The following is a 17,148-nucleotide window of genomic DNA, read 5'->3' as shown; positions in this document are numbered from 1 at the left end:
CTTTCGAACGAGGACACGTTATGCAGAAACACCCGGCGCAGCTCCTGAGTGCCACGGTCGCATGCACGATGCTGATGCTGACAGGCTGCGCGTCGCTACAGCCGCGGCCGACCACGCGCGAGGAAGTCCGCCAGCGGGTGGTCGACGATCAGGTGTCGATGTATAACGAGCAGGAACCGGTCACGGGTCCGATCACCTTCTACGAAGCAGCCGCTCGCGCGCTCAAGTACAACCTCGACTACCGGCTCAAACTGCTGGAGGGGGCACTGGCCGCCAATCTGCGCGATGTGTCCGCCAACGAGATGTTGCCGCAACTCGTGGCGTCGGCGGGCTATTCGGGACGCAGCAATGACTCGGGCGGCACCTCGATCGGTATCCAGGACCGTCAGGTCAGCTTGCGGCCTTCCACTTCCGAGGAGCGCTATCACCAGGTCGCCGCGCTCGGGATGAGCTGGAATCTGCTCGATTTCGGCGTCGCCTATTTCCGCACGCAGCAGCGCGCCGATCAGATGCTGATGGCTGAGGAGCGCCGCCGCAAGGTCGCCCAAAACGTGCTGCAGGACGTGCGCAACGCCTATTGGCGCGCGCTGGCCGCACAGCGGCTGAAACCGGAAGTCGACCAGTTGCTCGCGCGGACCTACATCGCGTTGCGCGCGGCGCGCCAGGCCGAAGATAAAGGCCTGCTGCCGAAGCAGGAGATTCTCGCCTACCAGCGCGCGCTGCTCGACTCGGTCTCGCTGCTAACGATTCGTCGCCAGGATCTCGAATTCGCCCAGTCGGAACTCGCCGCGCTGATGTCCCTGCCGCCCGGCACGCCGCTCGTGCTCGCCGATACGGAAGAAGGCGCGTTACCTGCCGTGGTGACGCCCGAACCGCAACTCGAGCAGTTGGCCTTGCAGAACCGTCCGGAGGTCATGGAGGAGTGGTATCGCAAACGGGTCAACGAGAACGACCTGAAGATAGCCAAGGCGCAACTCTGGCCGAACGTAGGTATCGACCTCAGCAGGAATTACGACTCGAATGAGTTTCTCTACAACAACCTGTGGTCGGCGGTTGGCGTGCGCGTATCGATGAACCTCTTCAGGCTGCTGCAACTCCCCGCGCTGAATGCGCAGCAGGACTCCACGACGAAAACGGACGATATGCGGCGGCTCGCGCTATCAATGGCGATTCTCACCCAGGTTCGCGTCGGCACGTTGCGCTACAGGTTATCCCTTCAGGAGGTCGAATTCGCCGACGAGAGCTTGCGCGTGGACCGCAGCCTCCTCGACTACGCTCAGGCCGCGCATACGACTTCTTTCGGGTCGGAACTGGAAGTGATCCGCGCCGAAGGCCGCTACCTGCTCTCACGCTATCAACGCGAAGCGGCTTACTCCGATGCGCAGGCGGCCTGGGGAAGGTTGTATAACTCGATCGGCTTTGACGTCATGCCCGACGCAATCGCGAAAAACGACATCAGGACGCTGGCGAACGAGATAGAGAAAACAGTTGTCGCCCAGCAGCAGAAGGAGCAGGAACTGCCCGGGCCGCCATTGCCCGATCCGGCACAACCGCAGCCGGCTGCTCAATCATCGCAACCCGCCTCGTCGGCTACGCCCGCCAACGCCACGCAACTCGCGGCTCCCGGAGGCAGCCATGCGCAGGCTCTGCAATAACCGCGTCTGTGCGTTGCTCGCCACTGCGCTGATTGTCACCGTGACGCCCGGTCATGCGGCCAAGCCCGCGGGCAGCGGCGATGCGTTCGACGACCCCAACGCCATTCGCGTCCTGCTCGCGCCAAATCTCGAAACCACGCTCTCCAGCCAGATGAACGGCACGATTACCGAACTGCGCGCAACGCTTGGCAAGCCCGTGGCGAGAAATGCCGTGCTCGCCGAGTTGAATTGCGCGGAAGTGCGGGCGCGTGCCGACGTTGCCAAAGCCGAGCTCAACATGGCCAGACAGAATCTGAACGCGAAACGCAGTCTGCGCGAACTGAAAGCAGCGGGCGATATCGAGGTGGCGATGTCCGCCACGGAAGTCGAGAAAGCCCAGGGCGCGCTCTCACTCGCCAATGCGCAATTGAGCTATTGCCGGGTGAGCGCACCGTTTGGCGGCCGTGTCGCCAAGGTTTACGTCAAGCCGTATCAAACCGTCAGCGCCGGCACGCCCATCCTTGATCTCGTCAGCGACGGTGCGCTCAAGGTCCGGCTCAACGTCCCCTCCGCGTTATTGGCCAAGCTGAAACAGGGCGCACGGATCGATATCACGATCCACGAAACCGGCAAGACCTATCCGGCGCACGTCAGCGCGGTCAACGCGCGGGTGGATGCCGTCGCCCAGACCGTCGAACTCGAGGCGCAACTCGACAGCGAGCATCCCGAACTGGTGGCGGGCATGAGCGGTATCGCGCGATTTCCGGGCACACAATGAACGAGCCGCTCCCTCATCCGCAGTTGCTGCTGTATCTGGACGCGTTGCGCGACCGTGCGCTAGCCGCCGACTCGGTGAATTCGCTCGCTTTCACGATGGCTAACGACCTGCACTCGTTGCTGAATTTCCGCCAGGCACTCGTGTTGGCGGAACATGGCAAGCGCTTTGAATTGCTCTGCATTTCGGGGCTGGCGAAACCGGCCGAGGACTCGCCTTACCTCGTGTGGCTGCATCGTGCGACTCGTTGGGTAGCCTCGCAATTGAACGGCGCCGAGCCGCAGTGGCTCGCGCGTGACGCTGTTGAACCTCCCGCCGATATCGCGGACGGCTGGGCCGAGTGGTGGCCGGCAGGCGTCTGGTGTGTGCCGCTTCACGAGCAGACCGGCAAACGGCTCGGACTATTGCTGGTGCTGCTGGACGAGCCCCCCGTGAACAGCATTCCTGTCATGCTGCGCGGCGTCCTGCTGACATGGAGCTATTGTTGGGGCGCCCTGCTTCGCCAACGGCGCCGGCTCGGCTGGCGCCCGTCACGCCGTCAAGGCGTGGGCGCATTGCTGATCGCCGCGATGGTGTTGCTGATCCCGGTTCGTCAGACCGTTCTGGCGCCCGCCGAAATCGTTTCGAGCGGCACACGGATCATCAGTTCACCAATCGACGGGGTGATCGAACGCATTGCCGTGCATCCTAACCAGAGCGTGAGCGCCGGTACGCTGCTGTTCGCACTCAATGAAACGTCCCTGCGAAGCCGTGTCGAAGTGTTGCGCAAGCAGGTCGCCGTCGCCGATGCGGAACTGATGGCGGCGAGCCAGCGCGCGTTTGACAATCCACAAAGCAAGAACGAGCTGACCGTGCTCGGCGGCGTTGCCGAGCAGCGGCGCGCCGAACTCGCGGCCGTCACCGCGCAACTAGGCCGTACGCAGGTGTTCGCGCCCGAGGCCGGCGTTGCTATATTCAGCGATCCGAACGACTGGATCGGCAAACCGGTGGTGACCGGCGAGCGCATCTTGCAACTTGCCGACCCGGCGCGGCCCGCCATGCAGATCCAGCTTGCCGTCGCCGACGCGATCGCACTCGAACCGGGCGCGGAAGTCACCCTGTATCTCACGGCTTATCCGCTTGCCCCGTTGCACGGCAAGATTCTCGAAACCAGCTACCAGGCCAAGACCAGCGAAGACGGCATCGTGGCCTACCGGCTGCTGGCGAGCATCGAAGGCACGCGCGATCAGGCGCGTCTCGGCCTGCACGGAACGGCAAAGCTGTATGGCAAGCAGGTCAGTCTCGCCTACTACGTCGTACGCCGGCCGCTTGCCACGCTCAGAGCCTGGACGGGACTGTGATGCCATTTGATCCCGATCAGCCCTCACCCGCCCTACGCGACGATCTGCGTCTTGGCGAAGCGTCAAGCGGCAAAGACGGCGAGCCTTCCTGGATGATTCAGGACATGGTAGTGAACCGCTTTTACCGCATAGGCTGGCTGGAATTCGAGTGTTTGAACCGCTGGGACAAGCCGCCTGCGAAAATTTGCCAGGAGATTACCGAACAGACAGCGTTGCGGCCGGACATAAGCCAGATTGTCGACTTTCGCCGCTTCCTCGAACGCCATGAACTGCTCAAGCCGACGCCCGAATCGCTTGCCCGTCTGCAACAGAGAGACCGCAACGGCGGCTGGCTGACGTGGCGATGGTGGCTGCATCACTATCTGTTCTTTCGCATTCCGTTAGTGCGTCCGCAGTTGGTGCTCGCGAGGGTCGCAAAACGACTCGACTGGCTGTTCACCCCGAAGACACCGATCGTCGTTCTGCTGCTCAGTCTGTTGGGGATCGTCCTGGTCTTGCAGCAATGGGACACCTTCACGAGCGCCGTGGTCGAATCGTTTTCGACCGAAGGGCTGCTCAGTTTCGCAGTCGCACTGGTGGTCGCCAAAACGCTGCACGAGTTGGCGCACGCGCTGGTCGCCACCCGGCTGGGCTTGCGCGTGGCTCACATGGGCATCGCGTTCGTCGTGCTATGGCCGATGCTCTACACCGATACCGGTGAAAGCTGGAAACTGCGCAGTTCACGCCAGCGTCTCGCGATTGCCTCGGCCGGCATTCTGTGCGAGCTCGCGCTCGCGGGTCTGGCGACGCTCGGCTGGTCCCTCGCCGACCCGGGGCCTTTGCGCAATGCACTGCTGTATCTGGCCACCACCAGCTGGGTGCTATCGCTCGGACTCAATGCGAGTCCTTTCATGCGCTTCGATGGTTATTTCATTCTGTCCGATCTGCTCGACTTTCCGAATCTGCATCAACGTGCTTCCGCGCTGGCGCGCGTCGCCATCCGCCGCACCCTGCTGGGTTTCGAGGAAGATTGGCCCGAGCCGTTCAGTGTCTCGCATCGGCGCATGCTGATCGCCTTCGAGTTCGTCACATGGCTATACCGGCTGGTGTTGTTCCTTGGCATCGCGGTGACCGTGTATCTGTTTTTCTTCAAGCCGCTCGGCGCTTTCCTGTTTGTCGTCGAAGTGACCTGGTTCATCCTGATGCCGATCACGCGTGAAGTGAATTGCTGGTGGGTGAACCGCAGCCAGATCAGGCCGAACCGGCGGTTGCTGTTCTGTGCATTGGCCGGCGCCGTTCTATTATTGATTGCGTTGCCATGGCGCACGCAGATTCACGCTGAAGGCGTGGCCCGGACAGAACGGCAGTTGCGTGTATTTGTGCCGTTTCCAGCCCGCATTCAAACGATCCATCCGGCAGGTCGCGTACAGCCCGACGACACCCTGGTGGTCATGGAAGAGCCCGACATCGCCTCGCATATGCGCGGCAGTGAAGCGGGCATTCGAGGTTACGAGGCGCGGCTCGCAGGGCTGATCGCCGACACAGGCGGACTTGAGCAACAGGCAGCGACTCGCGAGCGCCTCAGGGTCCAATACGAGGAGGCGCAAGCGGCGCGCTCAGAGATCGCTCGCCTGATCGTGCACGCACCGTTTGCAGGCCAGTGGATGGACGTCGATCCGCAGTGGCGGCCTGGCCAGTGGATCAATTCCAAGGAGCCGGTCGGCGTGCTTGTCGACCCAAGCCGCTGGCAAGTGGATGCGTTTGTCAAACAGGATGATATTCAACGGCTCGCCGCAGGTGATGGAGCCCGTTTCTACCCCACCGGTCAGGCCGAGCCAGTGCGCGGCCGCGTCGTTGCCATCGACACGACGCGCGCGCGACAGCTTCCCTACCCGATGCTCGCGTCGCGCTTCAAAGGCCCCATCACCGTGGCGGCCGACCGCGACAGCTTGATCCCGAACCCGCCGATGTTTCATGTAGTGGTGCAACTCGACGGCGCACCGCCTGGATTGTGGGAAACCCGTGGTCAGTTGCAGATCGACGGAAATCGACGCAGTTTGTTAGTGGAAGGCGCGACGCATCTTATTGCGGCGCTGGTTCGCGAGAGCGGCTTTTAGCGAAATGCGAAGTGATAGAACGCTACACCAAAAACATTCGCACCCAGACCGCGTACCGGTCGGATGCGCCTTACGCCATGCGCAAAACCGGAGTGGACAATGGCCGTATCTGAAGAACGTGGTTCCGGCGAACCCAACGCGCCGAGCGACCTGTCTGGCGTGGAATTATCGCTCGTGCGCGATGACATCGGCTTCCGGCTTCAGCGCCGGCTCGGTCTGATTCCGGCCAATGGCATGGGAACGGCACGGCGGGCGATCATCTTCGCGGCAGTCACCTGGTTGCCGCTGGTGATATGGGCGCTTCTAACAGGCCGGGCATCGGCGGGCAGCGACGACGGCCTGCTCGCACACTTCGGCGTTCACGTGCGCTGCCTCATTGCGATTCCGTTGCTGGTAATCGCAGAAGATCTCGCGCAGAAATCCGTCCCGCCGTTTTTGCGTTACTTTGTCGTTGCGGGTCTTGTTCCCACCGACAAGCTGCCTCAGTTCAAGGCGCTTATCGCCAGCATCGTACGATTGAGGAATGGCGTCTTGCCGTGGGTGCTGATTTTCGGCGCCGTGTTGGCGTGGGGCACCGCCGGCGCCGTCTTCGCCCGAATGGAAGACGTGTCGTGGTCGAATGGGAACGGTGATGCCACAGGCATTACGTTCGGCGGCTGGTGGTTCATTCTGGTGATCCGCCCACTGTTCACCGCGCTGCTCCTCGCCTGGCTCTGGCGCGCCTGTCTGCTGTTCGTGCTATTACTGAAGCTCGCAAAATTTCCGCTCGCGCTCGTACCGACCCATCCCGACCGGCTTGGCGGACTCGGCTTCGTCGAACGCCTTGCGTTTATGTTCAGTCCGGTGGCGTTTGCCATTTCTGCCGTCGCGGCAGCGTCGTTTTCGCATGAGGTGGTGTACCACGGCGTCCATGCAATGGACATCAAGGGGCTGCTGATTGCGACCGCGGTTCTGATCTCGGTGGTGTTTCTCCTGCCTTTTATACCGCTGGCCATCCCATTAGCAAAATTAAAGCGCGCAGCCATTCTCGATTACGGCAGTGTCGTCGGACATCACGGCCGGCTGGTACATCGGCGCTGGGTATTGGGCGAAGAGATTGGTTCGCCCGCTATCCTCGACGCACCTGAACTGGGTCCTGTCGCCGACGTGCAGACTATGTTCGATTCGGTCCGGCACATAAAGCCCTTTCCCGTCACCAAACTAGGGTTGATCGCCATCGCCGCGCCCGCAGCACTGCCAATGCTGTATGTGGTGGCAATGCAATTGCCGCTGCAAACTGTGCTCGTCAAGGTACTCAAAACGCTCATCTAGCACAACGATCCAACGATGACGCGCACGCGCTAACAGACACCGATGCCACCCGTCCCGGCGCCGCCCTCGTGCCGCAGAAGCGGATGCATCCAGACAGTAACGCCTTCCAACGGAGTCATGTATGGAACACCTCACGAGTCACCCGCTGGTTCTTTTCGTTGTCTCGCTCGTTTTGATGTCCGTGGCCGCGTGGATTGGCGTCACTTTCGTGCGGCGCGCGACACCGCTCGCCGACGCGACGCGCGCAGACTTCGGCATCGTCCAGTCCGCTACCCTGACGTTGCTTGCGTTGGTTATCGGCTTCAGTCTCTCGATGGCGGTGGGCAGGTATGACCAGCGCAAGAATTGCGAAGAGGAAGAAGCCAACGCAATCGGCACGGAATTCATTCGCGCGGACCTTCTGCCGGCAGCAGAAGCTGCGAACGTACGTTCGCTTCTGATCAGGTACATTGATCAGCGCCTTCAATTCTACGAGGCCCGCGATCAACAGCAACTCGACCAGATCAACTCGGCAACCGGGCAATTGCAGGCACAACTATGGACGGCGGCCAGAACCGGCGCGGCGTCCCAGCCCAATCCCGTTACCGCTCTCGCCGTGGCGGGAATGAACGATGTGATCAACACGCAGGGCTACACTCAGGCAGCGTGGTGGAACCGTATCCCGCTTGGAGCGTGGACGTTGATGCTCGCGATCGGGACCTTCTGCAACCTTCTGGTCGGCTACGGGGCGCGACGCGAGAGTGCGAAAAGCCGCTTCCTGCTGATCATGCCGATCGTCGTGTCGCTTTCTTTCGGGTTGATCGCGGACATCGACAGCCCGCGTAACGGCGTGATCCAGGTGGTGCCGCAAAATCTCATCGGCACGGCACAGTCCTTGCCAAAACCGTAGTCGGCTCGACAGCACAATGCTGAGACTTGAATAAGCGGTGCATGGGATCGATTACGCCGTTGTTCCGGCCGCGTAAAAGAACTCTGCGCTTTGCGAATTCTGGCACCATAAATTGCTCAACCTCGCTCCACGCTCGACTTCGCGAAATGTTGTTCGAAAGGCCGTTAGCTGGCTGCCTATGCTTGATAGTTGCAATCCAGGAATAGAGCGGAGGAATGTCGAGTAATTTTCTTACAAACAGTATTCGGACGGCCAGTTGGTCTGGCATAGTGGAAATCATGCCAGTCTTCGCCGAGTACACGAACGAGGAATGCACGCCGAGGATCGATGCTGCCGCGAAGGCACATCGCGGAGTCGTGCAGCCTCGCGCAAAGCGATGGCTGTTGATCTTGATAATCTGCGTATCGACATGCGCCTATGCGGGCCATCCCTGGCGCGTCGTCATTCTGCCAGGTGCCGATCCCACTCAGCCTGCCGCCCAGGCCCAAATTCGCGCCATCCGCGGCGCGCTTGCGGCAAGCGCTCCCGATGGCGTCGAGTTCTACACCGATTCGCTGGACGACCTGCGATTCGACGGCGCTGCGCTCATGCCCGCCTTTCTTGCGCTCATGAAGAAGAAGTACGAGCACAAACAGGTCGACATTGTGGTTGGGCTGACCGATTTCGCGCTCGACTTCGCCAAGCGCTACCACGAAGAGATCTGGCCGGGCGCGCCGGTCCTGATTTCAAGCGTCGAGGACAAGCGGCGAAAAGATATTCCTGCTGAATTCTCTTACGCACCGCTGCATTTCGATGTCGAGGGCACGTTGGCGCTAGTGGAGAGGCTTCAGCCACAGGCCCGGCGGCTGGTGGTCGTGTCCGGCGCCGCGAAACTGGACGTCCGTCTTGCGCAGAGCGCAGCGGCTGCGGTGTCCGCGCGGCAATCTCGCAAGTGGGCAGTCGAAATCTGGAGTGGCCTGACCGTGGCGGAGTTGCAGCAACGCCTCGCCAAACTCGATCTCAACACCGCTGTTCTGTACACGACCATGTATCGTGACCGCGAAGGCCGGACCTACTTTCCGTTCGAGGTCGTCGCGCCGATGGCGAAAGTGTCTGGTGCACCCATCTATGGTTGGTACCCCACCTATCTCGGCCAGGGCTTGACGGCCGGATCGGTGATCAGCTTCGAGACGGACGGGCGCCTGACCGGCGAGCTTGCCGCCTCGATTCTGCTCGGCAAGACCCCGGCGCACGGAGCCACCACCTCGACGGGGCCGTCGCGCTGCGCGGCAGACGTAGGGCGACTCGAACAATTAGGACTTCGGACCGGCGCACTGCCCGGGGATTGCGAACTGCGCAATGCGCCGCCGTCGCTTTGGCGCGAAAATCGCAGTGCGGTCCTGATCACGCTCACGGTGCTGTTGCTGCAGGCGCTCACCATCGCCGCCCTGCTCTGGCAGCGCAGCCGCCGCCGCGTGGCCGAAGACGCCGCCGCGCTGCGGCTGGGAGAATTGGCTCGCGCAGCCCGGTTTGCGGCGGCGGGAGAACTGAGCGCGTCGATTGCGCACGAAGTTGGACAACCGCTCGGAGCGATCCTCAGTAACGCCGACGCGGCCGGCATGATGCTGGAACATGATCAGCCCGAAATCGGCGAACTGCACTCGATCCTCGCCGACGTTCGCCGCGATGCGCTGCGCGCCAACCAGGTGGTCCAGCGATTGCGGTCGCTGTTGCAAAAGCAACCTGTTGAGTTCGGCAGGCTCGACCTGAACACAACGGTCGAGGAAGCGTTGGAATTGCTCGGCCCGGAAGCCCGGCGGCGGCGCCTGACCGTCGAATCGAATCTTGCGGCGAACAATGCCGATATCATGGGCGATCGGATTCAGATACAGCAGGTATTGCTCAACCTCAGCATTAACGCGATGGACGCCATGGAGGATACCGAGCCGTCTGTCCGCGTCATGTCGATTTCGACACGGTCAGCCAATGCCGGCTTTGAGCTGAGCGTGGCCGATAGAGGTCACGGCATTCCGCCCGAAGCGAAAGCACGGCTTTTCGAATCGCTCTATACGACGAAACCGCACGGCATGGGACTCGGACTGTCAATCGTCCGCACCATTGTCGACACTCACGGCGGCGAGGTATCAGCCGTCGCTCGCTCAGGCGGTGGCAGTGTTTTCACCGTCTGGTTCCCGCCAGCAGCTGAGGTAACCACGCCGCGTACTCGCCACAAACTTGATAAAGCTACCGCACGACCTACAGTAGAAGCCCGGCACACAACGCAAGGAGGACATCCGTGAGCAATCACGCTGAAGCAGTCATCCATGTGGTGGACGACGACGACGCAGTGCGCACCGCACTGTCGCGGCTACTTATCCAGGCGGGCTACATGGTCCGGGGCTATCCGACAGCAGGCGATTTTCTCGTCGCCGAACCCCAGACATTGCCGGGATGCCTGTTGCTGGATCTGGAACTCCCCGGCCCGGGCGGGCTGGAATTGCAGCAAGCGTTGCACCGGTTGGGCAACCGGATGCCTGTCGTCTTCGTCAGCGCGCATCACGACATTCCAAAAACGGTGCTGGCGATAAAGGCCGGCGCAAGCGATTTCCTGCTTAAGCCCGTGGACGGTCATGCGTTGCTCGCCGCAATCGAAACCGCGCTTGCGGTGGGAAGCGTCGCGTCGTGCAACGAAGAACCGCAGTCGCCACGCACCATCGATCTGAGCGAACGTGAGCGAATTGTCTTGCGCGGCATCGTCGCAGGCAGGCTCAACAAACAGATCGCGGCGGAGCTGACCTTGAGCGAGCGGACGATCAAGTCTTGCCGAGCCGACCTCATGCGCAAGTTCAATGCGCACTCGCTCGCCGATCTCGTGCGGCTTGCCGAGCCGGTCGTCCGTTCCCAGGCTCCCCACTGACCCCAGCTTGCCCCGAAGGGCAATCGGGTTGCCCCACGTCCCGATAGCGCCAGACGCTCGCTCGCACGAAACTTGATCCATTGGATCCTGGCGGGCAATGAACGATTCCAAACAACTGATCGTGGTCGTCGAAGATGACGCCGGCATGAGGCGCGCCTTGCAACGCCTGCTTCGCGTGTCGGGCTTCAACACCATGTCGTTTGAAAGTGCCGAGGCGCTCGTGAGCGCAAACGGCGCGGACGCTGCGAGCTGCCTCGTGCTAGACGTGCAGTTGCCTGGCGCGTCTGGCCCGACTTTCTACGAGCAGCTTGGCCGCGGACGCCCTCCGGCCGTGTTCATAACTTCGCACGACAACCCCATAACCCGCGGTGCGGTACTCGGCGCCGGCGGCAACGAACTGCTGAGCAAGCCGTTTATGGCCAAGGATCTACTGGACGCAATTTCGCGGGCCATGGTTCGCGGCACAGTGCCTTAACAACAGGTGTTCGATGCCGACACTATTGACCGTGCCGCGATACAACGCCCTGACGCCTCGCCGTTCCCTCCTGTTCGCGCTTGTACTGCTTGCGAACATATTTCTGCCGCCCCTCGCCGGCGCGCAGACGGCGCAACCCAATGCACCGTTATCTGGCCGGGCGAGACTGAATACGAACATCCAGGAGCAGGCAAATAGCGTCCTCGCCATCATGTCCTACACCACGGTTCCTGACGTCACCACCAGTTCGTTGTCCATTAACAATGGCGCAACCGGCAATCCCGGGTTCGGACAGACCCAGCTAGGTGGTGGCTTTACGCTCAGCAAGTCCTTTCCGCTCTATCTGGAAGGCACGATCGCGTTGAGCCGCTACGACCCGACCTTCGTGGCCACCGATGGTGCTGAACGCCGGCTGCTGCCGGTCAAATGGGACACCGCCAGCACGACCGTCGGCATAGGGTGGGACTTCCGGATCACCGATGAGCTTGTACTCCGCCCGATTCTGAACGGGACGATTGGCCGCGTGACCAGCGATCTCCGCGTCGCCCAGGCGGTGATCAATCATGCCGCGGACACGAACCTCCAGTTTCTCGATAACGGCGCGCTCAACGCATACGGCTATGGCGGCTCCCTGATGCTCGACTACGAGCACTACCGCGAAAACTACGAAATCGATGTGGAGCTGCGTGCGACCGATATTTATCTGCGTAGCTTCGGCAGTACATCAGCGGGCGCGCAAGGCTCATCCACCGCCCAGCAACTCAGCCTCTGGGCGCGCTGGCGGGCGCCCACCGGTTTGCATGCGCTGCAAAAGCCGGTGCGCTACGTTCTCGAGACCGCTTACTCGCAATATTTCGGCAATAGCGCCGGCGTGCTCGGCTTCAACAACCTGACTTCGCTAGGCGTGGGCCTCGAACTGGACAGCAGCCACTACCCTGTCATCGTGACGCGCACGCGATTGATGGTTCGTTACGTATTCGGACACGACGTGCATGGTGTATCCGTCGGTTTTGCGATGAGCTTCTAGATTGCGGGCGCGTCATGAGGAATCGATTGAGGCAACGAGAAAAGAGAGGAGATCCGCAATGAGGACACTCGTGCCGGCTTACCTGCTCGACGATGATGACCAACGGGCACCCGGATGGGAAACCAGAATGGACACGCTCGCGCTCTGTTGCATTGCCGCAGTCCTGTTGACCGGATGTCTTTCCACGCCGCCCGAGCCTGTCGTGTCAGTTCCTGCGCCCATCTGCAGGAGCGAAAAACAATGCGATGCGATGTGGAGCGCGGCTCAGGACTGGGTATCGCACGTTACACGAATGCAGGTTGCACAAATTTTGCCGGATTCGATTGTGACGTTCCCCGCATTGCCTAACGATCCGACAACCATGCGTGGAACCGTCACAAAACGCCCACTTGAAGATGATAGCTACATCATCTCCGCGCAATTCGCCTGTTCGGATACGCAGCTCTCCTGCGCCCGGCTCGAACAAAGCGGCGTCAATCTGTTCAACACGATGGTCTCCGCCGCTGGCGAAGGACGTAATTAATCTGTACACCGATCGTTTGAAAAATTTCCCGTCGTGGACTTCGGCCGAATCCGGACCACCACAGACGGTATAACTTCAAGAAGCCGTTAAGGAGATCACCATGGCGAATGTACATCGTTCCGAGTCCCGTCGGAATTCCCATTCGACGGGTCGCCGGCAGGTGCCTCGCAGGGAGCAGGCAGCGATCGGAAACATCGATCGTGATCCCGTTGAACTATTGGAAATTAACAGCGCAGGCCGAATCGAGCGTCTCGTGCCGCTACGTTACGGTCGCATGATCGAATCGCCGTTCGCGTTCTACCGCGGCAGCGCGATTATCCAGGCCCATGACCTGGCGGGAACCCCCAACTCTGGCCTGATTCTCCAGATCTGCGGAGATTGTCACCTTGCTAACTTCGGCGGCTTCGCGACGCCCGAGCGTGCGTTGCTGTTTGACCTGAATGACTTCGACGAGACCAGTCCTGGTCCCTGGGAATGGGATCTGAAGCGGCTGGCTGCCAGCTTTGTCGTTGCGGCGCGGCATCTGCAACACAAGCGCGGTGTCGCGGAAGAACTGGTGCACAGGGCCGTGAGCAGTTATCAGACGCGGATGGCCGCCTATGCCGAGATGGGCATCCTCGACATCTGGTACGAACGGATCACCTTTGACCGCCTGCTCAGCGAACTGACTTTGCCCGAGGCCCGCAAACGTGCACAGCGCGCTATGGAGCGCGCTGCCAGCCGCACGAGTGAAGCCTTGCTGCCCAAGCTCTCGGAGCGTGTGGGCGAGCGCTGGATGATCCGGGATGCGCCGCCCGCGATCTTCCATCCGGGCGGCAAGAATACCCTGCTCTCAGCCGAGGACGACTGGACGCGGCGCAGCAAGACACGCGACGGGGTCGATAAATCGTTCAAAGAATACCTGTCTACGCTCTCGACAGACCGAAGACAGTTACTCAGCAACTTCACCGCCCAGGATACCGCTTTTAAGGTAGTGGGCGTGGGCAGCGTAGGCACTCGCTGCCTGATCCTTTTGATGGTAGACCGGCAAGGCAAGCCGCTCTTTCTACAAATCAAGGAGGCCACCCAGTCGGTGGTGGCGCGCTATTTCAAGTCGCCCTCAATCGAACATGAAGGACGGCGCGTGGTCGAAGGACAACGTCTGATGCAAGCCGCGAGCGACTTGTTCCTCGGCTGGACGAACGGTCCGCTGGGCCGCCATTTCTATATGCGTCAATTGCGCGACATGAAGTTGTCGGTGCAGATCGAACTGATGGATGCGCCGATGCTCGGCGAATATGCCGCGCTATGCGGCTGGGTGCTAGCGCGCGCACATGCAAAAGCCAGCGGGCGTGCACGGGAAATTAGCGACTACATTGGCCGGGGCGAACAGATGATCGATGCAATGGTGAAGTACTCGGACGCCTATGCCGACCAGGTCGAGCGCGATTACGAAGTGTTTGCCGCTGCGTGCCGGTCAGGCCGGCTTGAGGCTCGAACCGATGTTGACATGGCAGCGGATTTTCGCATGTAGTCGTCTGCGTTCATTTGGGAGCGATACGATGAACGGGCGATCGAAGTGGCTGGTCGCGCTCAGTTGCCTCGCCATCGCGTCGGCGGAGATCGGAGCCGCACCGATGGTGTCCGAAGCGGCAAAGCCGATTAGCAACGCCGAGTCCACCCGTATCGCGGCGGGTCGCCCGTTGCGGGTGGCGGTTGCTCCAATAGCGCCGTTCGTGCTGCCACAGACTAGTCCACCAGCAGGTTTCAGCATCGACCTGTGGAACGAAGTGGCGCGTCGCATGCACGTCGAATTCGCATGGACCGTACTTTCTACCCAGGCTGATTTGCTACTCGCCGTGCAGCGCGGCGATGCGGATGTCGCGATAGCAGCTATCACCATGACGCCGGAGCGTGAAAAGGTCATTGACTTCTCGCTTCCTTATTTCGACTCCGGGTTACAGATCATGGTGCGTGCGCGGAACGAAAGTGCGTTTCTGGCCACATTCTGTTCGATCCCGTGGCTGGTCATTGGTCAGCTATTGGGCGTGGCAGTGGGCCTCGTCTTCGTTCTCGCCAATGCAGTGTGGTTGATCGAGCGAAAGCACGACCCCAATTTTCAGAAGCCCTATGTGCGTGCGATCGGCGAAGGTATATGGGTGACCATGTTAATTATTGCGACTGGAGAGCACGGCGAACGCGATAAAGCTAACGTGTGCAAGCGCATGCTGTTACCCGCAATGTGGCTGATCGGCGTCGTGCTGATTGCCCAACTTACGGCAACTGTCACTTCGTCGCAGACCGTAGCGCGCCTCCAGTCCAGCATTCAGGGTCCGGACGACCTTCCGGGCAAAACGATTGGCACGGTGCCAGGGACAATCGCCGCGGATTACCTGACCCAACGCGGCTTGCCGTTTGTCAACGTGAACACCGCTGCTGACGGAATCCGCATGCTCACGCAAGGCGACGTGCAGGCGATTGTCTATGATGCGCCGACCCTTCAGTACTGGGTTGCGAAGCGGGGCAATGGTGCTTTGCTGGTTGTCGGACCGATATTCCGGCCGGAAAAATACGGAATTGCCGTGACTGAAGGCAGCGCGCTGCGCAAGGCTATCAACGGCGCACTGCTGGCGATGTATGAAGATGGGACCTACGAACAGATCTACGGAAAGTGGTTTTTACCGGGGAAATAAGCGTTCAGCATTTCTGCGTCGGGCGGGACTTTTTCAGTTTTCTGAATACCTTACTACCGCTTCGTGACGGTAAGTGGACTCGAGCGGCAGCGTCCGCGGCGACAACCGGCAACCAGACGCTGAACACCCTAACAGGCAATTTTTCCACCTGTTATTGGGCGGTGTTTTGTTGTTCATTAATAGCAGCGCGAAAATTACGCATTGCAAAACGAATTTTCACGTTGGTGAAGAATTTATTGTACTTTAATAGCCTCATTTTGATTGACGTAGACCGACGCAAAAGTGACAACGTTTCGAGACCGTTCAAAAGTTGGGGAGATCGACATCGAGATAGTCAATGATCGCGAGCGACTGGCCGAGGTGAAACTGGCCATCGACCAGAGCTGGAACCGATGCGGACGGGTTTATTTCTCTGACGTATTGAGCGTCACAGTGCGCTCCCGTCCGAATGTTCACAGGGACATATGAATAATCGAGACCCTTCAACGCAAGTGCGATACGTATCCGGTAAGACGTCGAACTATTGAAAAAACTATAGAGTTGCATGGCAACGATCTCCTGGCCACGGTCAAATAACGCGTACAGTCAACTCTCCGAGCTTCTCCACACCAACTCTCATCGTATGTGAAGATCACATCACCAGGTTCGAGACGGAAGAACTGCGACAGATAAGCGACCGTTTCCGCGACCGACCAGATGAGGTGCGAAATATCGCTCTTTTGCTTTATTTCACCGTTGACAGTGAGCCACAGACCGCCGCTTTCGAAGTGCCCCAATTTTTCGACCGGATGGATCGGACCCATCGGCGCGGAATGGTCAAACGCGGCCCAAATATTCCCTACTGAAGGAGCCGGCGCATCTCGGAATTGTTCGTTACGGTAAGCGCCTTGCGGCACTCCCGGCTTGAGAAAAACCGAGTGCCCCAACTCGCCCGGCTCGCCTCGAACGTTGAACTGAACAAGAGCTTGCTTCGCCTTGCGCCACTTATCCAACGCAGCCCACACTTCTGGGTCCGTCATATCAGTGAGCCAGTAAACTTGCACATCGTTCACTTGCACGCGGATGCTCTGTACCAAGCCTTGCCGCAGTTGAATGGCTCCGAATCCAAAGTTTCCACGCCCCTCTTTTGTTGCGAAGCAATCCGCATCGGAAGCTGCAACCGGGCACATCATCACAGGCATATTGCCGGGCAGACCGATAGCCTGGTTAGGCCTGGAATCGAAAGATTGGAGAAGCTCCAAACGTCCAACCGCGATGAAATTGGGATTCATGTCAAATACTTCGATACCGTTCATTATGTTACCTATCATGTTTGATTAACTCTGGCACGCGCTTCGTGCTTCCACTGCATATCCTCTGCCGGGCGATCAGTCTCCAAGGACCCATCGCTTCGACAACTGACTGCTTATTCGTATAGCTCTAACGAGCGTCGATGAATGGGCTCGAAAACAGCCTTGCCCGCAGGATTTCTCATAACGCCCTGAAATCTCCAGGCCGATTAGCGGCTCAT

The 17,148-nt window shown here is 60.2% G+C and carries 14 protein-coding genes and 2 pseudogenes; 13 read left to right on the top strand and 3 right to left on the bottom strand.

Annotated features, from left to right (window positions below):
• Nucleotides 1–20 precede the first annotated feature (20 nt).
• From PQR27_RS24195 to PQR27_RS24150, 10 genes are all read left to right on the top strand, one after another.
• The gene (locus PQR27_RS24195) at nt 21–1,655 is read left to right on the top strand and encodes a TolC family protein (protein WP_408526167.1); all 1,635 of its coding nucleotides are present in this window, start codon (nt 21–23) and stop codon (nt 1,653–1,655) included.
• Entirely contained in the window at nt 1,636–2,412 is a 777-nt protein-coding gene (locus PQR27_RS24190; RefSeq protein ID WP_179743713.1) for an efflux RND transporter periplasmic adaptor subunit, read from the top strand. The genes PQR27_RS24195 and PQR27_RS24190 overlap by 20 nt, the downstream gene beginning before the upstream one ends.
• Nucleotides 2,409–3,749 carry an efflux RND transporter periplasmic adaptor subunit gene (locus tag PQR27_RS24185; protein ID WP_408526166.1) on the top strand — a complete coding sequence of 447 codons (1,341 nt, stop codon included), beginning with the start codon at nt 2,409–2,411 and terminating at the stop codon, nt 3,747–3,749. The genes PQR27_RS24190 and PQR27_RS24185 overlap by 4 nt, the downstream gene beginning before the upstream one ends.
• Nucleotides 3,749–5,845: a site-2 protease family protein gene (locus PQR27_RS24180; RefSeq protein WP_179743709.1), complete on the top strand. Its 2,097-nt coding sequence runs from the start codon at nt 3,749–3,751 to the stop codon at nt 5,843–5,845. The genes PQR27_RS24185 and PQR27_RS24180 overlap by 1 nt, the downstream gene beginning before the upstream one ends.
• Before the next feature lie 99 nt (nt 5,846–5,944).
• On the top strand, nt 5,945–7,156 hold the full coding sequence (locus PQR27_RS24175) for a hypothetical protein (RefSeq protein WP_408526165.1): 1,212 nt from the start codon (nt 5,945–5,947) through the stop codon (nt 7,154–7,156).
• Between the two features lie 121 nt (nt 7,157–7,277).
• Nucleotides 7,278–8,045, top strand: a complete 768-nt coding sequence (locus PQR27_RS24170) for a bestrophin-like domain (protein ID WP_408526164.1) — start codon at nt 7,278–7,280, stop codon at nt 8,043–8,045.
• A gap of 278 nt (nt 8,046–8,323) precedes the next feature.
• Nucleotides 8,324–10,324, top strand: coding sequence for a sensor histidine kinase (locus PQR27_RS24165; RefSeq protein ID WP_408526163.1), 2,001 nt, complete (start codon nt 8,324–8,326; stop codon nt 10,322–10,324).
• Nucleotides 10,325–10,353: 29 nt separating this feature from the next.
• Nucleotides 10,354–10,941 carry a response regulator transcription factor gene (locus PQR27_RS24160; protein ID WP_408526162.1) on the top strand — a complete coding sequence of 196 codons (588 nt, stop codon included), beginning with the start codon at nt 10,354–10,356 and terminating at the stop codon, nt 10,939–10,941.
• 97 nt (nt 10,942–11,038) lie between these two features.
• Nucleotides 11,039–11,416: a response regulator transcription factor gene (locus tag PQR27_RS24155; RefSeq protein WP_408526161.1), complete on the top strand. Its 378-nt coding sequence runs from the start codon at nt 11,039–11,041 to the stop codon at nt 11,414–11,416.
• A 13-nt stretch (nt 11,417–11,429) separates the two neighbouring features.
• Nucleotides 11,430–12,443 (top strand): hypothetical protein, encoded by a 1,014-nt coding sequence (locus PQR27_RS24150; protein ID WP_408526160.1) that lies wholly within the window; start codon nt 11,430–11,432, stop codon nt 12,441–12,443.
• Here PQR27_RS24150 and PQR27_RS39400 read toward each other — a convergent pair.
• Complete coding sequence (locus PQR27_RS39400; protein ID WP_459251661.1) at nt 12,355–12,546, bottom strand: hypothetical protein; 192 nt, start codon at nt 12,544–12,546, stop codon at nt 12,355–12,357. The two genes, PQR27_RS24150 and PQR27_RS39400, sit on opposite strands and share 89 nt — an antisense overlap.
• Here PQR27_RS39400 and PQR27_RS24145 point away from each other — a divergent pair.
• The 3 genes from PQR27_RS24145 to PQR27_RS24135 all read left to right on the top strand — a co-directional run bounded on the left by PQR27_RS24145 (nt 12,502) and on the right by PQR27_RS24135 (nt 15,638).
• Complete coding sequence (locus tag PQR27_RS24145; protein WP_408526159.1) at nt 12,502–12,966, top strand: hypothetical protein; 465 nt, start codon at nt 12,502–12,504, stop codon at nt 12,964–12,966. The genes PQR27_RS39400 and PQR27_RS24145 overlap by 45 nt on opposite strands.
• A 100-nt stretch (nt 12,967–13,066) precedes the next feature.
• On the top strand, nt 13,067–14,479 hold the full coding sequence (locus tag PQR27_RS24140; RefSeq protein WP_408526158.1) for a DUF2252 domain-containing protein: 1,413 nt from the start codon (nt 13,067–13,069) through the stop codon (nt 14,477–14,479).
• Between the two features lie 103 nt (nt 14,480–14,582).
• Nucleotides 14,583–15,638, top strand: a complete 1,056-nt coding sequence (locus PQR27_RS24135; protein ID WP_408526157.1) for a transporter substrate-binding domain-containing protein — start codon at nt 14,583–14,585, stop codon at nt 15,636–15,638.
• A 324-nt stretch (nt 15,639–15,962) separates the two neighbouring features.
• Here the strand turns inward: PQR27_RS24135 and PQR27_RS24130 are convergent.
• Both PQR27_RS24130 and PQR27_RS24125 read right to left on the bottom strand, forming a co-directional pair.
• Nucleotides 15,963–16,184, bottom strand: a pseudogene (locus PQR27_RS24130) (glutathione S-transferase N-terminal domain-containing protein); the annotation flags it as partial.
• A gap of 22 nt (nt 16,185–16,206) precedes the next feature.
• A pseudogene (locus tag PQR27_RS24125) lies at nt 16,207–16,471 on the bottom strand (fumarylacetoacetate hydrolase family protein); the annotation flags it as partial.
• Nucleotides 16,472–17,148 lie beyond the last annotated feature (677 nt).

Source organism: Paraburkholderia fungorum (genome assembly GCF_046027215.1).
Classification (GTDB): Bacteria; Pseudomonadota; Gammaproteobacteria; order Burkholderiales; family Burkholderiaceae; genus Paraburkholderia; species Paraburkholderia fungorum_D.
The sequence above is the reverse complement of the archived record's forward strand: the minus strand, read 5'-3'. Positions and strand labels throughout refer to the sequence as shown.

What these genes read in the sequence shown, in the direction of transcription:
- PQR27_RS24165 (WP_408526163.1), top strand. Translation starts at nt 8,324, where the DNA reads ATGCCAGTCTTCGCCGAGTACACGAACGAGGAATGCACGCCGAGGATC.
- PQR27_RS24155 (WP_408526161.1), top strand. Translation starts at nt 11,039, where the DNA reads ATGAACGATTCCAAACAACTGATCGTGGTCGTCGAAGATGACGCCGGC.
- PQR27_RS24170 (WP_408526164.1), top strand. Translation starts at nt 7,278, where the DNA reads ATGGAACACCTCACGAGTCACCCGCTGGTTCTTTTCGTTGTCTCGCTC.
- PQR27_RS24190 (WP_179743713.1), top strand. Translation starts at nt 1,636, where the DNA reads ATGCGCAGGCTCTGCAATAACCGCGTCTGTGCGTTGCTCGCCACTGCG.
- PQR27_RS24150 (WP_408526160.1), top strand. Translation starts at nt 11,430, where the DNA reads ATGCCGACACTATTGACCGTGCCGCGATACAACGCCCTGACGCCTCGC.
- PQR27_RS24195 (WP_408526167.1), top strand. Translation starts at nt 21, where the DNA reads ATGCAGAAACACCCGGCGCAGCTCCTGAGTGCCACGGTCGCATGCACG.
- PQR27_RS24145 (WP_408526159.1), top strand. Translation starts at nt 12,502, where the DNA reads ATGAGGACACTCGTGCCGGCTTACCTGCTCGACGATGATGACCAACGG.
- PQR27_RS24140 (WP_408526158.1), top strand. Translation starts at nt 13,067, where the DNA reads ATGGCGAATGTACATCGTTCCGAGTCCCGTCGGAATTCCCATTCGACG.
- PQR27_RS24175 (WP_408526165.1), top strand. Translation starts at nt 5,945, where the DNA reads ATGGCCGTATCTGAAGAACGTGGTTCCGGCGAACCCAACGCGCCGAGC.
- PQR27_RS24135 (WP_408526157.1), top strand. Translation starts at nt 14,583, where the DNA reads ATGGTGTCCGAAGCGGCAAAGCCGATTAGCAACGCCGAGTCCACCCGT.
- PQR27_RS24185 (WP_408526166.1), top strand. Translation starts at nt 2,409, where the DNA reads ATGAACGAGCCGCTCCCTCATCCGCAGTTGCTGCTGTATCTGGACGCG.
- PQR27_RS24180 (WP_179743709.1), top strand. Translation starts at nt 3,749, where the DNA reads ATGCCATTTGATCCCGATCAGCCCTCACCCGCCCTACGCGACGATCTG.